Origin of the sequence: Oligosphaera ethanolica, assembly GCF_030814695.1 — a bacterium.
Taxonomy (GTDB): domain Bacteria; phylum Verrucomicrobiota; class Lentisphaeria; order Oligosphaerales; family Oligosphaeraceae; genus Oligosphaera; species Oligosphaera ethanolica.
In genome coordinates, this window is sequence record NZ_JAUSVL010000001.1 from 4,452,933 (window position 1) to 4,466,780 (window position 13,848).

11 protein-coding genes are annotated in these 13,848 nt (G+C 62.4%); 2 read left to right on the forward strand and 9 right to left on the reverse strand.

The features are described 5' to 3' along the window. The first annotated feature begins 42 nt into the window (after positions 1-42). A complete protein-coding gene (locus tag J3R75_RS15650; RefSeq protein ID WP_307263439.1) occupies positions 43-1,239 on the forward strand; it encodes a beta-propeller domain-containing protein in 1,197 nt (398 codons plus the stop codon). Positions 1,240-1,498: 259 nt separating this feature from the next. Here the strand turns inward: J3R75_RS15650 and J3R75_RS15655 are convergent, their stop codons facing one another. Continuing rightward, complete coding sequence (locus J3R75_RS15655; protein ID WP_307263442.1) at positions 1,499-1,639, reverse strand: hypothetical protein; 141 nt, start codon at positions 1,637-1,639, stop codon at positions 1,499-1,501. A gap of 213 nt (positions 1,640-1,852) precedes the next feature. On the opposite strand from J3R75_RS15655, the gene J3R75_RS15660 reads away from it, so the two are divergent. Beyond that, entirely contained in the window at positions 1,853-2,335 is a 483-nt protein-coding gene (locus J3R75_RS15660) for a helix-turn-helix domain-containing protein (protein WP_307263445.1), read from the forward strand. 104 nt (positions 2,336-2,439) lie between these two features. On the opposite strand, the gene J3R75_RS15665 is transcribed toward J3R75_RS15660, so the two are convergent. The 8 genes from J3R75_RS15665 to J3R75_RS15700 all read right to left on the reverse strand — a co-directional run bounded on the left by J3R75_RS15665 (position 2,440) and on the right by J3R75_RS15700 (position 13,818). Then, positions 2,440-3,522, reverse strand: a complete 1,083-nt coding sequence (locus tag J3R75_RS15665) for a serine hydrolase domain-containing protein (RefSeq protein ID WP_307263448.1) — start codon at positions 3,520-3,522, stop codon at positions 2,440-2,442. A 507-nt stretch (positions 3,523-4,029) separates the two neighbouring features. Then, positions 4,030-4,851, reverse strand: a complete 822-nt coding sequence (locus J3R75_RS15670) for a sugar phosphate isomerase/epimerase family protein (protein ID WP_307263451.1) — start codon at positions 4,849-4,851, stop codon at positions 4,030-4,032. 76 nt (positions 4,852-4,927) lie between these two features. After that, on the reverse strand, positions 4,928-6,367 hold the full coding sequence (zwf, locus tag J3R75_RS15675; RefSeq protein ID WP_307263454.1) for a glucose-6-phosphate dehydrogenase: 1,440 nt from the start codon (positions 6,365-6,367) through the stop codon (positions 4,928-4,930). A 61-nt stretch (positions 6,368-6,428) separates the two neighbouring features. After that, the gene (locus J3R75_RS15680) at positions 6,429-8,315 is read right to left on the reverse strand and encodes a heparinase II/III domain-containing protein (RefSeq protein WP_307263457.1); all 1,887 of its coding nucleotides are present in this window, start codon (positions 8,313-8,315) and stop codon (positions 6,429-6,431) included. A gap of 35 nt (positions 8,316-8,350) precedes the next feature. Then, positions 8,351-10,453, reverse strand: a complete 2,103-nt coding sequence (locus J3R75_RS15685) for a TonB-dependent receptor plug domain-containing protein (RefSeq protein WP_307263459.1) — start codon at positions 10,451-10,453, stop codon at positions 8,351-8,353. Positions 10,454-10,500: 47 nt separating this feature from the next. Next, the gene (locus tag J3R75_RS15690; RefSeq protein WP_307263461.1) at positions 10,501-10,755 is read right to left on the reverse strand and encodes a TM1266 family iron-only hydrogenase system putative regulator; all 255 of its coding nucleotides are present in this window, start codon (positions 10,753-10,755) and stop codon (positions 10,501-10,503) included. A 510-nt stretch (positions 10,756-11,265) separates the two neighbouring features. Further along, the gene (locus tag J3R75_RS15695; protein WP_307263464.1) at positions 11,266-12,447 is read right to left on the reverse strand and encodes an iron-containing alcohol dehydrogenase; all 1,182 of its coding nucleotides are present in this window, start codon (positions 12,445-12,447) and stop codon (positions 11,266-11,268) included. Positions 12,448-12,504: 57 nt separating this feature from the next. Further along, complete coding sequence (locus tag J3R75_RS15700; RefSeq protein WP_307263466.1) at positions 12,505-13,818, reverse strand: acetylxylan esterase; 1,314 nt, start codon at positions 13,816-13,818, stop codon at positions 12,505-12,507. Positions 13,819-13,848 lie beyond the last annotated feature (30 nt).

The following is a 13,848-nucleotide window of genomic DNA, read 5'->3' on the forward strand; positions in this document are numbered from 1 at the left end:
GCGATAGATGTGGACAAAGATGACGCATGAAAGGAACCTGAGATGTTCAACAAACTGCAACTCACCGTGGTGGCCGTGGTCCTGAGCCTGGTCGTGTCAGCCCAGACCGAACAACGCACGGAGGTGGTCAAGACGGTGACGGACAACCCGACGGCGGGCATCGTCAGCTACGAAGGCAACCCGGCAATGGGTGCCAAGCTGAAGGAAATGCTGGTTCGCAGCGGCTGGGTGCGCGTGCTGCCTGACGCTCAGGCCAACCAGGCGATGATCAAGATTCGCGCCAAGAGCTATGACGTCGGCGGCATTCTTTTGCAGACGCAGGTCGATACCAGCGAGCAGTCCTTCGCCACCAGCCAGCGCGGCGAACAGTCGTCGCAGGTGGTTTTTGAGACGGTGGACGAGATCTTGCGCAAGCTCTTCAACGTGTCGTCCTTCTGCACGCGCAAGATTGCCTTTGTGATGCCTGGGCGCAACAATCTCAAGGAGATCTACAGCTGCTACCTGGACGGCTCCGGGCAGGAACGCATCACTCACAACAATGCCATCAGCACCGAGCCGTCGTGGGGCCACAGCCGCGGCATGGTCTACACGCTGGCCAAGGACAACGCGTTGAGCGTGGTTCTGGTGGACCTCAATCGCCAGCGGCAGCGGGTCATCTCCCGGGCTCGCGGCCTCAATGCCAGCGCGTCGCTGTCGCGGGATGGTCGCAAGGTGGCGCTGTCCATGAGTCGCGACAACAGCGTCGATCTCTATGTGCTGGATCTGGCCAACAACGAGCAGCAGCGCCTCACCAGAGACAGCCATGTGGAGTCGTCGCCGGTGTGGTCGCCGGACGGCAGCCAGCTTTGCTACGTGTCTGATCGCCTGGGCATGCCGCAGTTGTACACGATTGACGCCAAGGGCGGCACCCCCAAGCGGCTGCGTCTGGGCGGCGCCGAAGCGGTGTCGCCGGACTGGTCGGCGGTGAGCAACCGCATCTGCTACGCGACCCGGCAGGGCGGCCAGTACGTCATCAGCGTCCTTGACATGAAGGATGCCAACGCGCGACCCGAAGTCGTGACCCTGGCAGCCGGCGACTGGGAAGCGCCCTCGTGGGGCCCTGACGGCCGCCACCTGGTCTGCACCCGCCGCAGTGGCCGCAGTCGCGATCTTTACGTGGTCGATACCTGGCTGAAGACCTTCACCGCCATCTCCGAAGGCGCCAATGTGTCTCTCCCAGCCTGGACGCCGGGATTCTGAGGCAGCGCACCACCGCCGCCGAGCATTTCACTCATTGTCCTAACCCAGCGGGGCGGCCAACCGGTCGCCCCGCAGGGTTATGCTGCGCCGGCGAGCCGGCATTGGCACCGCGAGTAATGCAACTACCGGCATGGCAGGCACTGCAACCGGCTTGCGGGCTCGGGGTGACCGCGCTTGGCGCGGCGAGTACCGTGCCAGGCCACTGCAGCGCCTTTACGGCGTGCCTGTTGGCAGCGCCGGTGGCACCAATTCGGCAAGATCAAAGAAGCATCGGGTGAGCCTCGCGGGCAATCTTGGCCGGAGTTGTCGGCAGTTCCGGATGAAAACCGGTGAATACATGCCGTAACCTGTTTTCTGGCAGTTCATTGTGCGGTATGGTGAAATGTTGCTGCTTCAGCATAGGCTTTCATGGGTACTGCATGAAACACGCAGATATGATATAAGAACAATTATTTTTAGAATGATAAAGCTGCAATAAATCCGTGCGATTAACAATATTATTCACTTTTTTGCGTTATAGTGTGCGACTAGTGTCGTGACATTGATACCGGCATGATGTCATTGACCCATTTTTCCCGAGGTGATACTAGTGAGCACCGCAGTGGAGATTTTCATGGCCAAGCGCGAAACCTATAATTTGTCTGAAATCGGTGCCCGTTTGAAGTTGATTCGTGCTCGTCAGCGGCTGACGCAGGCGAAGATGGCCCAGGAGTTGGGCATCAGTCTCAGCCATTATTCCAAGCTTGAAGTTGGCATTGGCGGCATGAGCCACGGCTTGATTTTTGCGTTGTGTCGGCAGTTTGGCATCAGCGAAGCGTGGTTGGTCTATGGGGAGGGCGAAGCGCCGGATTTCTCGTTGGTGACCAACGGCGCCGAGGCCTCGGCGGTGGAACGCAATGACAACAATGGCAAGAAGCTGTTGGCTGAGGACAATTCGCTGATCGAGTCGATTGTCATCATGCTGGAGAACAGCGAGATGCGTGAACTGGCGGGGCAGATTGCGCAGGCGATGGACATTCCGACGACACGCGCGCTGGCCATGCTGGTTCGCGAAAAGCTTCGCAATCCCGAGAAGGAATTGAGCAAGAACGACTGACGACACTGTCGTCCGGCTATGTCTGTGCGGCCGCCGTTGTCCTGTTGGGGCGATGGCGGCCGCGCTGCGTTTCGGGTGCCGGCGGAGTCGCTTTGGCGGTGCCATCAAGTTGTTTCGTAGGCGGCGCTGTGGACGCGGTTGCGCCAGGTAAAATAGCCGAGGTCTTTGCAGTGGCGATGTGGGTGGACGGCGTTGGTCAGGAGGATGACCGCGAGGTCTTGAGGCGGGTCAATCCAGAACGACGTGCCAGTGAAGCCGGTATGGCCAAAGGCCTGGGAGCTGACATGCGTGCCACCGGAGCAGGGGCTGCCGGGGCTGTCCCAGCCGAGGCAGCGGGTACTGTCGGGAATGAGCAGTGCTGGCTGCGTGAAGGTGCGGACGGTAGCGGGCTGGTAGAGTGAGGTGCCGTCATTGAGCATCATGCGGGCGAAGCGTTCGAGGTCGGCAACGGCGGCGAAGAGCCCGGCATGGCCGGCGACGCCGCCGTACCAGCGGGCGTTTTCATCGTGAACGACGCCTTGCCAGGCATCGCCGGCGGCGGTATCGGCGAGGGCAATAAGCTCGGTTGGCACGCAGTGACTGCGGCGGTCCGCAGGCGGGTTGAAGCAGGCGCTGGTCATGCCCAGTGGTGCGAAGATCATATCGTGGGCGGCCGTCGACAGGTCCTTGCCGCTGATGGCGCTGAGGGCTTCGGCGAGCAGCATCGGCCCCAAATCGGAATAGAGGGCGACGCTGCCCGGCGCGGCAACCATGGGCACGGCCAGCAGCAGCGCACGCCGTGCGGCGGGGGCACTGATCGGCGCGTGGCGGCTGTGGAAGGGATAGCCCGCCGGCAAACCGCCGCAATGCGCCAGGAGCTGGCGGATGGTCAGCGTCGCGCGCCAGGCACGCTGTTCGGGCATGGCGGCGGCGAATTCCGGCAGGTAGCGCGCCAGCGGCGCCTCGAGGTCGAGGCGGCCGTCTTCGACCAGGCGCATGGCCACGGCAGTCGTCGCCACGACCTTGGTCAGCGAGGCGAGATCAAAGAGGTCCTGCTCCTGCAATGCTGGTCCCTGATCATAGCGATGGCGCCCCGCGCGGTAGCGCCTGGAGGCGCCACCGCGGCTGAGCACGGACAAAATCGCGCAGGGCACGATGCGGGACGCGACCGCGTCATCAAGCAGGCGTTGGAGGTGACTGGCAGGCATGGCGGGGGGGGAGGCTTTGGTGAATTGAGGGGGGGAACTTGTGTAGCGGACGGAGCGGATGGAGCTACGGTCGTTGGTTACCGCTGAGCGTGGTGGGGTGTTTGGAGTTTTGTGGGGGTGGCGCCCTCCAGGCGTTGGTCTTTTTTCTTCTTTCTGCCCTGGGTTGCGGCGCCCTCCGGGCGCCTCAACCAGAGTTATGCATGGTGCGGCCCTCCGGGCCGAATCTGGTGGATCGGACGATTTTTTTCTTGTTATCGCGGACGGATCAGACGGATCGGACGATTTTTTTCTTGTTATCGCGGACGGATCAGACGGATCGGACGATTTTTTTCTTGTTATCGCGGACGGATCGGACGGATCGGACGATTTTTTTCTTGTTATCGCGGACGGATCAGACGGATCGGACGATTTTTTCTTGTTATCGCGGACGGATCAGACCGATCGGACGGATCGGACGGATCGGACGGATCTGATTACTGATCGGTCTGATCGGTCTGATCGGTCTGATCAAAGCAGGTTGGTGAGTGCTTGTACGGTTTTTAGCACGCGGTGGTATTCGTCTGCGGAGCTGAGGTGTTCGATGATGAATGGCATGTCCTGGTCGCAGGCGTGGGCGAGTTCGGCGTAGTGTCGGAGGTCGAGGGCGCCATCGCCGGCGGCGACTTCCTTGAGGTTGAAGGTGAGGTGGCGTTCGAGGCGGACGTCCTTCACGTGGCAGCTGCGGATGTGTGGTCCGAGGACGCGGAAGCATTCGTCGAGAAAATCGCGATTGAAGAAATAGCGTTGTGGGCAGTTGATCATGTTGACTACGTCAAGGTGCACGGCGAAGGCTTGGCGGTCGACGGCCTGCATGAGGTCGCTGTACTCGGCGGGGCTGCTGGGGATCATCCACGGCATAGGCTCCAGGGCGTAGCAACTGCGGGTGGGTTGCACGGCGTCAATGATGACCCGGGTGGTTTCGACCACGCGCTGGAGGGCTTCCGGCCCGTAGTTTTCGACATAGCCGCCGTCCCAGATCTCGCCGGTGGTGCCGGCGATGTTCACGCAGCAGCGGGCGCCGACGTGTTCGGCGAGGGCCAGTTGGTCCTGGCAGTAGCGCAGGTTTTTGGCGCGCTCGGCGGGATCGGCGTGGAGCGGGTTGCACCAGGCGCCGACTTCGGCGATGAGCAGGTCGTGGTCTTTGGCGGCGGCGACATAGGCGTCGATCTTGGCATCGCTTTCGCGGTGGTTGCAGGGAAAGACCGCCGCGCGGCAGCCGAGAGCGCTGAGGGCGGCGGCCCATTCGGCGGGGCTGTCATGACGGGGGACGTGGGATATGCCAATGCGCATGAGGCCTCCTAATGTGTATATGCGGTGGCGGGACGGCTTTTGGCGGAAAGCTCCCCGGGGCAGCCGGCGCCGATGCCTACGAATACCAGTTGTGGCCAGCCTGCTGGGGGAGTTTAGCGGCGCTTGCGGGGCCATTGGAGCCCGGCTGATAGTTCGGGTAGCCTTCCGGCGGGGCGTTCTTTTCGTCGGCCAGTGCCGGGGCGATGAATTCCCACGCGGTTTCGATGCTGTCGGAGCGCCAGAACAGCCCGGGTTTGCCGAGCATGGCATCGAGCACGACACGGGCGTAGCTCTCGTGGGTGATCTGGCCGACCTCGTCGTAGTTGAAGTGCAGCCGTGCGGTGTCAATGCCCTCGTTGGCGATGCCGGGTTTTTGGACATTGAAACTGAGGTGGATGCCTTCCTGTGGTTGCAGACGCAGGCGGAGGACATTTCGTTGCACGCTGGCGCAGCTGTTGGGGTCGTCAAGCACGCAGAGGGGAATCGTGCGGAAGACGATAACGACTTCGGTGAGCTTATCGGTCAGGGCCTTGCCGCTGCGCAGGTAGAAGGGCACGCCGAACCAGCGCCAGTTATCCACGTGGACACGCAGAGCGGCGTAGGTGGGGGTGGTAGAATCGGGGTTGACGCCATCGGCCTGGCGGTAGCCGTCGTACTGGCCGAGGACCCAATCGCCTGGGAAGAGCGGCCGCAGAGAGCGGAAGACCTCGTTCTTTTTGTCGCGGATGGACTCAGCGTCGGCGGCGATGGGCGGTTCCATGGCGATAAGGGCGAGGACCTGCAGCACGTGGTTCTGGATCATGTCTCGCAGCACGCCGGACTGGTCGTAGTACTCGCCGCGCTCTTCGATACCGAGTTTCTCATGCACGGTGATCTGGACGTTTTCGATGTAATTGCGGTTCCAGAGGGGCTCGAACATCGCGTTGCAGAAGCGGAAGACGACGAGATTGCGGACGGTGTCCTTGGCCAGATAGTGGTCGATGCGGTAGATCTCCTCCTCCTCGAAGGTGTCCATGAGCAGTTTACGCATGGCGACGGCGCTGTCGAGGTCGGTACCGAAAGGTTTTTCGACGAGAATGGCGTGATTGCCGACCATGCGACCCTGGGGGGCAAAGCGGCTTTTTCCCAGCGCGTGGACGATGGCTTCGGACACCGTTGCCGGCACCGCGAGGTGGAAGAGGACCTTGCCCTGGCTTTCGAAGCAGTCGTCGCAGTTGTAAAGCAGGTCGTAGAGTCGGTTGCAGTCGGCCACGGAGCTGTAGTCAGCGGGCATGTATACGAGGCGCTTGCTGAAGGCCGCGCGCTGCGCGTCGTCGCCCAGGTCGGCGATGGCCTCGGCGGCTTGCCGCTGCCAGGTGGCGCTGTCCATGGCCGTGCGCGCCACGCCGATGACGCGGAAGGCCTTCGGCAATTTGCCGGCGCAATCGAGGTTGAAGAGCGCCGGCAGGAGCTTGCGGCGGGTGAGATCGCCCGAGGCGCCGAAGATTACCAGGGCGTAGCTGCTGATAGTCGACATACGTTGTCCTCCTCGGGCAGAAGGCCGCGGTGACCGAGCCGTGGCCGGTGGGTGTGTGCGGTTAAGCGAGGGTGATCCAGGTTTCCAGACGGCCCGTTTGCGGTGGCGCTTCCCAGGTGAAGACCATGGCCTGCAGGGCGTCCCCCCAGACGCCGGCGAGTTTGCCGGCCGGAAGCATGGGCAGCGACTCGGTAGTCATGGGCAGTGCGGGAGACATGGTTAGAGCGCCATCGGCGGCGGCGCCGGCATTGGGCAGGGCCTGCGTGCGCAGACGGAATTTGCCCGGCGCGTCTTCGCTGATGAGCGACGGCGTTAACAGGCGCAGCGTGATGGTTTTGACCGGCTCGCGCAGCGCAAAGTCGTCCACGACGCGGACGCCGCGGCCGCGGACGAGGGTGATGCTGCGGTGCCAGGACGCGATCTTGGCTTCGGGTGGGTAGGCACTGGCGATGTCCAGGCTGAGCGAGGACTCTTGGACGTTGTCAGTAGCCTGCACGGCGCTGGCGCGAAAGCGCCCCCCGGGCTGCTGTTGCACGTCGTCAATGACGGGCAGCAGCGAGTGATAGGCCGATTGCATGGCCCACAGGTCGTAGCGTTGGCCGGAGAAAGTCTTTTTGCTGTAGGTATCGACACCGGCATCAACGCAGAGCGGGCGGCCCTTGGCATAGACGATGAAGGAGCCGACATCGTTGTGGTTGTGGCTTTCGGCGTTGTGGCCGCCTTTGGCGGCGAGGAAGAGCCCGTCGCTGCGGCCGGCCTGGTCGCGGGCGGTGAGGACTTCAATAACGTCCAGCCAGGCGTAACGCAGATAGGGCGCCTGGATGGCTGTCGTGGCGGCCTGGTAGGGCTCATTGAAGGTGAAGAGGCCGCTGAGGACGCGCAAGCTGCTCGGGATGCGTGCTGCGGCATCGATCGGCCGCTGGCTGGCCCAGAGGCCCATCTGCCGCAGGTCTGGGCTGTCGACGCGCTGGCCGAAGGCGTAGAGGAGGGTCGGGCTGGCGCCAACGCGGGCGGCGGCGTCGGCGAAATTGACCATCCAGTCGTCGGCAATGTGGATTTTGACGAAGTACTCGCCGAGTTTTTTGATCAACGGCTGGTCGTAGACATTGATGGCGCCGTTGCTGGCCAGGAAGAGCAGTTCGAGGCAGTCGAAGACGGAGGCGCCAGCGCGGCCCCAGTAGCCGGGGCCCTCGTCGCAGCCGCCGTCGCTGGGATGTTTGTCGAGGAAGCGGTCAAGGGCGGTGATGGCCTTGTGGATCATGGTGGCGCGGAGATGCTGGTCGTCTTCCACGAGCAGGAGGCAGTTGAGCCAGTTGGAGACGATCCACGGTGTCCAGTTGTTGAGGGCGCCACCGGCGTAGCCCATCCACCAGAAATCCGTGCGCTGCTGGCAGGGCCGGTGGATGCGGCGGCGAATTTCGTCCTGAATGCGGCGGACGATGACGGGCGAGACCTTGTCCAGCGCGTCGCGGTGGAGGTAGGCGATCCAGGCCAGCTGGGCGGCGGTTTCGGCGGCGAAGAGATCGACGATGGGCTCGTCGATATCGGGTAGCGGATAGCCGTGGATATTGTTGTTGTGGGCGGGCAGTCCCCAGAAGCTTTCTTCGCAGAGTGCCCAGACGCCATTGATGATGTCGTCGAGGTATTGACCTTGGCCGTCAATGGCTTCAGCGATAGTGAGAGTGAAGAGGGTGGTGCGGCGTTGGAAATAGACGGCTTCGTATTCGGAGCGGTTGCCCTTGCGGGCGTAGCCCATGAAGAGCGTCGCGGGCAGCTCGGGCCAGGCGTAGCCGTGTTTCTGCGCGGCTTCGGCGAGGTAGGCTTCGCGCACGGCCGTCGGCACGGCTGACCATGCCTGGCGGTCGGCGGCGACGGGGAAGGGCCGCCATTGGTTGCTGGGTATCAGGGTGCTTCTGAGTTTTTCCAGTGAGTACTGCTGACGTAACATCGGTGGTCCTTGGCCTGAAAGGGTTGGCTGTTTGCCTAGAAATCCATTTTCCAGGCGAGGGTGAGGTTTCTGCCGGGTTCATTATATGCCAATGCGCTGTTATTACCACGCACGCTGGAAAGATAATTGACGTACTCAGCATTAGCCAGGTTGGTAGCGGCAAGAAGTAGCGCGTGGGACGTATTTCCCAGCATGAAGCGGTAGCCGACGCGGGCATTGAGGGTGAGCCAGGCGTCGCACTCGTCGTAGCCGGGGGCATTGTGGTCCTGTTTGGCGGCGCCTTCGACCTCGCATTCGGCCCACCAGCCCCGGTTGTGTTCGTAGCGCAGGCCGGCGAGACCATTGAGGGGCGGGTTGTCCCTGAGGTAGGTGTCGGTGGACTGATTGTCGCCTTCCATCCAGGCCATGCAGCCATAGGTGGTCCAGCCGGGCGCGAAGCGCCATTGGGCGTTGAGTTCCAGGCCTTTGAGCAGCGCCTCGTCCACATTGGCCATCAGCTGGTCGCTGGTGTTGTTGGGGTGTGGTGCGGCGACCACGAGATTGTCCACGCGGTTGACCCAGGCGCTAAAGCTGGCGCTGACGGCGTCGCCGTGGTAGTGGACGCCGTATTCCAGGAAGAGCGAGTCTTCGGGATCCAGGTTGGGATTGCCGTAGAGGGCGCTAGTGCCGCTGAGAGCGATGTACTTGAAACGGTCCATGATGTCTGGCACGCGGTAGGCGCGTGAGCCCAGCAGGGTCATGCTCCAGGCGGGATTGAGGCGCCAGGTCAGCCCGAGGTGCGCGGACCAGCTCCAGTCGTCCATATCCGACGAGTCACGCAGGAGGGCGTTGGCTGGGGCGGGGCCGTAGAGTTTGTCGCTGTCGGCCATGACGCGGTCGACGCGGGCGCCGACGTTGATGCTGAACTGGTCATTGAGGCGCCAGTCGTCTTCGGCGAAGAGGCCGATGACGAGCTGGCTGCTGTCGGCCATGGGCGTGTCGTCGACGAAGCGGAAGCTGCCATTGGGCAATTCGAGTTGGCGGCGGCGGTAGCCGTTGTATTCCCAGCGCCAGGCGTCAATGCCGGTGGCGATGCTATGGTCGGCGATGGTGAGCAGGTTATTCCAATGGAGGCCGTAGGTCGTGTGTTCCGCGCCAGGCCAGAGCTGGTAGGGGCGCGGCCAAGCGGCGGTCGGCGCATAGGTGAAGCGGTCGATGCTCACATCGCGCTCAATTTTCTGGTAGTACACGAGCAGCGACGATTCTTCCCAGATGTCGCTTTGCGGCGTGAAGCTGTGTTTGAGGCTGATATTTTCCATGACGGTGCGTGGCAGGACGACGCGGGTGGCATTGCCGGGGAGGCCTTCGCTGCCGGGCACGCCGATGCAGTCGGCGTAATAGCGGCTGAGGCTGATTTCGGTGACATTGGCGCTGTCCCATTTGAGGCCGGCCTTGAGGCTGCCCTGTTCGTCTTCGGCGTAGCTGTGGGGCACTTCGTCGTGGGCGCCGTCGTCATAGCTGTTGTAGTCGCGGTAGCCGCCGGCGACATGCAGCCAGAAGGACTTGTCGGAGTAGGCCAAGCGCGTGTAGCTGCTGAAGCCGTCGGGATTGCTGGACGCGCTGAGGGACAGCCCGCCGTGGATTTCCGGTTGGTCGCTGAACTGGCCCTTGCGGGTGATGACATTGACCACGCCGCCGAGAGAACCGGAGCCATAGAGTTCGCTGACCGGCCCTTTGAGGACCTCGACGCGCTCGATGTCGTCAGGCAGCATCAGTCCGAACTGGATGCCGACGTCGGTGGCGGTATTGACGCGCTGGCCGTCAATGAGGAAGACAATGCGGTTACGGGCCATGCCGCGGATGTTGATTTCGGCGCCCCAGTGGGCATCGCCGGACTTGCTGACGCCGGGAATGCGCCGAGTCAGATCGCTGATGCTGAGCGGCTGGTCGAGGAATGCCCGTTCGGCGTCGACGATGCCGATGCCGCCGGGCGTCTGTGACACCAGCGTTTCGCGGCCGCGGGCCGTGACGGTCATGGCGCCCATATCGAGAGGCTGAGACGGGCCAGTGGTTTCGGCGGAGTTTGTTTGCGCGCCGCAGATTACTGCGCTGCTGAGTAACGCGAGGGTAATTGCACGACGGAAGACATACGCGTTCATGGTGGGTGCCTTATGCTGGGGAATATGGTGTGGTTTTTTCAGTTGGGTTATTTGGTGAGCAGGAGCGACTTCGTAGTGATGCCGCTCATGCCGCCCAGTTTGCCGGTGAGGGCGCCAATGTCGTCGGTCGTGCCTTCGACAATCAGCGATATGACGTTGAGATTGTCTTCATGACGCGGCAGACCGATGCGGCCCATGATGATGCCATTGAAGGTGGATAACAACTCGTTGACTTTGGCGATGTTCTGGCGTTCTTGGACTAGGATTGCGACCACCCCGATACGTTTGCCGTCGCTACTCATACACACCTCGCGGTTTTCCCGACCTGGGCATAAAAAAAGCCCGTGACCTAAAGATAAGGCACACGGGCAGATACGGGCAGGCGTCGCCTGCCACACGACAACGCACCCTTGGGGGCAGGTCGAACCCTAGCCGCAGGCCACCGTCGCAATGAAATCAGTCATGGCGCTGGGCGCCAAAAACGGCACGTACTATAGCGTGAATGTGAAAGAGCGCCATCGCGTGGCGCGCACTGGGATGAGAAATCACGACTAGGACGTCTGGGACGTATGTGCAGAGGACGTATGGGACGGATGGGACGGATGGGACGGATGTGCAGAGGACGTATGGGACGGATGTGCAGAGGACGTATGGGACGTATGGGACGGATGGGCAGAGGACGTATGGGACGTATGGGACGTATGGGACGGATCGTCGATTAGGGAGGTTCTATACGTCCCCTCCGTCCCCTTTGTCCCATTCATAGGTCCCATACGTCCTCTACGTCCTATACGTCCCATCTACCCCATCCCTTATTTCACGAAAGCGTCTCTGATGATGCTGGTGGTGTCGGTGATGTCGAGGCGGTACGGGTCGAGTTCGAAGAGCCCGCCCATGGTATCCCAGGCGTTGGCGGCGATGGCTTCGGCTTCTTCGGGGCTGACATTGTAGTCAATGAGACTGATATCGGCCATGCCGATATCGACGATGAGGGTGGCGAGGGCGTCAACGAAGGCCTTGGGCTGTTTTTCCAGGGGGAGATTGCTGATGTCGACGCCCATGGCGGCGGCCATGGCCGGGTAGCGGTCGGGCGCCTTGTCGGACATGAAGTCGTGATAGGCGCGGGAGAGCATGATCAGGCCGGCGCCGTGGGGGATTTCCGGGTGGATGCCGCTGAGGGCGTGTTCGATGGAGTGTTCCGAGATGCAGCACGACGTCGATTCGACCATGCCGGAGAGGGTGTTGGCCCAGGCGACGGCGCTGCGCGCCTCGAGATTGCTGCCGTCCTTGACGGCGATGGGCAGGTACTTGGTGATGAGGCGGATGCTCTCCAGAGCGAAAAGATCGCTGGCCGGCTGGGCGACGTTGGCGATGTAGCCCTCGGCGGCGTGGAAGAACGCGTCCATGCCCTGGAAGGCCGTCAGTTCCGGCGGCACGCTCAGCATCAGTTCGGGATCGACGATGGACAGCGTCGGGAAGGTCGCGTCGCAGCCGTAGCCGATTTTCTCCTGAGTTTCGGTTTTGGTGATGACCGTCCACGGGTCGGCCTCGGTGCCGGTGCCGGCCGTGGTGGTGATGGCGACAATGGGCAAGGCGCCATTGACGAGTGGCTGGCCCTTGCCGCTGCCGCCGGACACGTAGTCCCAGTAGTCACCCGGGTTTTTGGCCATGACCGCGATGGATTTGGCCGAGTCGATGGAACTGCCGCCACCGAGGCCGACGACGAAATCGCAGCCGTTGGTCTTGGCCACGGCCGCGCCTTCCATGACGTGGTCTTTGACGGGGTTGGGCAGAATCTTGTCGTAGACGACAGAGCCAACGCCATTTTTCTTGAGCAAGTCGATGACGCGGTCGAGATAGCCATTGGCGCGCATGGACTTGCCGCTGCTGATGACGATCAGGGCTTTTTTGCCGGGGAGGGCGCAGGTCGCCAGTTCATTGAGTTTGCCGGCGCCGAAGAGGATGCGGGTGGGAATGAAATAGGTGAAGTTCATGGACTCTTCCTTTCTGCTGTGCTGTGCGTGGAGAAGCCGGTTGCAGCCGTGAAGGCCTCAGCGCTTGGCGAGGATTTCCGCGAGGCGGGCGTAGCCCTTGGGGTTGGGCGCGCCGTGACCGGCATCGGGAGTGGTGCTGATTTCTTTGCGGATGGACGCGGGCAGGGTGTTAAAGACCACGTACACGCTGGTGGGGACGCAGGTGGTGTCAATGAAGCCCGTGGACAGATAGCTCTCGCAGCGGATGCGGCGGGCGAAATTGACGTTGTCGAAGTACTCGGCGGTTTTGGCGACGAGGGCATTCTCGGGGGTGAGGGCGCCGTCGTTCTCGGCTGCATAGAGTCTCGGCCAGCCGGCATTGCGGCGGGGCTTGGCGAGGGTGCCGGCGTGGTCGCTGAGCGCCGGCACGCCGGAAACGCACAAGGTCACTTGCGGATCTAGGCCGGCTGCGACAATGGCCTGACCACCGCCCTGGCTGCCGCCGATGACAACGAGGTCGCGGCCATTCCATTCCGGCAGCGACTTGGCAAAGTCCAGCGCCCGCATCACCCGCAGGTACATGCCCTTGAAGTAGAATTGGTCGCGGTCATTCTTGCCGCGATGGGCGTAGCCCTTGAGTTCGTTGTCAGCCAAGGTGCTGTAGAATTCCGCGGGCTGGCCATTGTCAATGCCGTGGGCGTTGACGTCGAAGTTGATGGCGTTGTCCCGGTAGCCCTTGTTGGCACTGCGTACGCCGGCGCCGTGGTAGGACACGACCACCGGCAGGGACTTCGGCCGGGCGCCGACGGGCATCACCAGATAGCCCGACACCGGCATGCCGCCAGCGCAATCGACTTTGACGTCGAAGGCCACAAATTTGCCCTCGCGGTCCTTGCTGACTGGGCTGGGTTCAAGCCGGGGATTGAGGGGAATCGCGTCCAACGCGGCGCGCTGCTGGGCCCAGAAGGTGTCAAAATCGGCGGGGCAGTTGCCGGCGTAGGTCAGTTCCAGTGGATCGACCATGGCGCCGACGCCGGCCGAGGATTTTTCCTTGATGGCGATGCGCTTGCCCTCCTTGTCAACGGGCGTGAACATGACGTAGGCCCAACCGGGGGTATCAAGGCTGGTGCTGATGACTGTGGGTTCGGCGGCGCTGACGACTTCTCCGCTGGTGGTTTCGTGGCCGTCGCGGCGGAGGCTGTATTTGAGGGTTGTGCCGGCCTGGGGCTGGCCGTCAGCCAGGAATTGCACTGCGAACTGAATGGTCTCGCCTTTGCAGTAGATGGCCTCGGGCTTGTCGGTCGTGGCTTTGATGGTGTAGACTTGAGCCTGGAGGGACAGTGTCGCTAGGAGGGCGGTGACCACGCTGACGAGACGAAGCTGATGCATCATGATTTTTCCTTTGTTTGCTGGGTGAAACGG

What these genes read in the sequence shown, in the direction of transcription:
- J3R75_RS15650 (WP_307263439.1), top strand. Translation starts at nt 43, where the DNA reads ATGTTCAACAAACTGCAACTCACCGTGGTGGCCGTGGTCCTGAGCCTG.
- J3R75_RS15655 (WP_307263442.1), bottom strand. Translation starts at nt 1,639, where the DNA reads ATGCTGAAGCAGCAACATTTCACCATACCGCACAATGAACTGCCAGAA.
- J3R75_RS15660 (WP_307263445.1), top strand. Translation starts at nt 1,853, where the DNA reads ATGGCCAAGCGCGAAACCTATAATTTGTCTGAAATCGGTGCCCGTTTG.
- J3R75_RS15665 (WP_307263448.1), bottom strand. Translation starts at nt 3,522, where the DNA reads ATGCCTGCCAGTCACCTCCAACGCCTGCTTGATGACGCGGTCGCGTCC.
- J3R75_RS15670 (WP_307263451.1), bottom strand. Translation starts at nt 4,851, where the DNA reads ATGCGCATTGGCATATCCCACGTCCCCCGTCATGACAGCCCCGCCGAA.
- zwf (WP_307263454.1), bottom strand. Translation starts at nt 6,367, where the DNA reads ATGTCGACTATCAGCAGCTACGCCCTGGTAATCTTCGGCGCCTCGGGC.
- J3R75_RS15680 (WP_307263457.1), bottom strand. Translation starts at nt 8,315, where the DNA reads ATGTTACGTCAGCAGTACTCACTGGAAAAACTCAGAAGCACCCTGATA.
- J3R75_RS15685 (WP_307263459.1), bottom strand. Translation starts at nt 10,453, where the DNA reads ATGAACGCGTATGTCTTCCGTCGTGCAATTACCCTCGCGTTACTCAGC.
- J3R75_RS15690 (WP_307263461.1), bottom strand. Translation starts at nt 10,755, where the DNA reads ATGAGTAGCGACGGCAAACGTATCGGGGTGGTCGCAATCCTAGTCCAA.
- J3R75_RS15695 (WP_307263464.1), bottom strand. Translation starts at nt 12,447, where the DNA reads ATGAACTTCACCTATTTCATTCCCACCCGCATCCTCTTCGGCGCCGGC.
- J3R75_RS15700 (WP_307263466.1), bottom strand. Translation starts at nt 13,818, where the DNA reads ATGATGCATCAGCTTCGTCTCGTCAGCGTGGTCACCGCCCTCCTAGCG.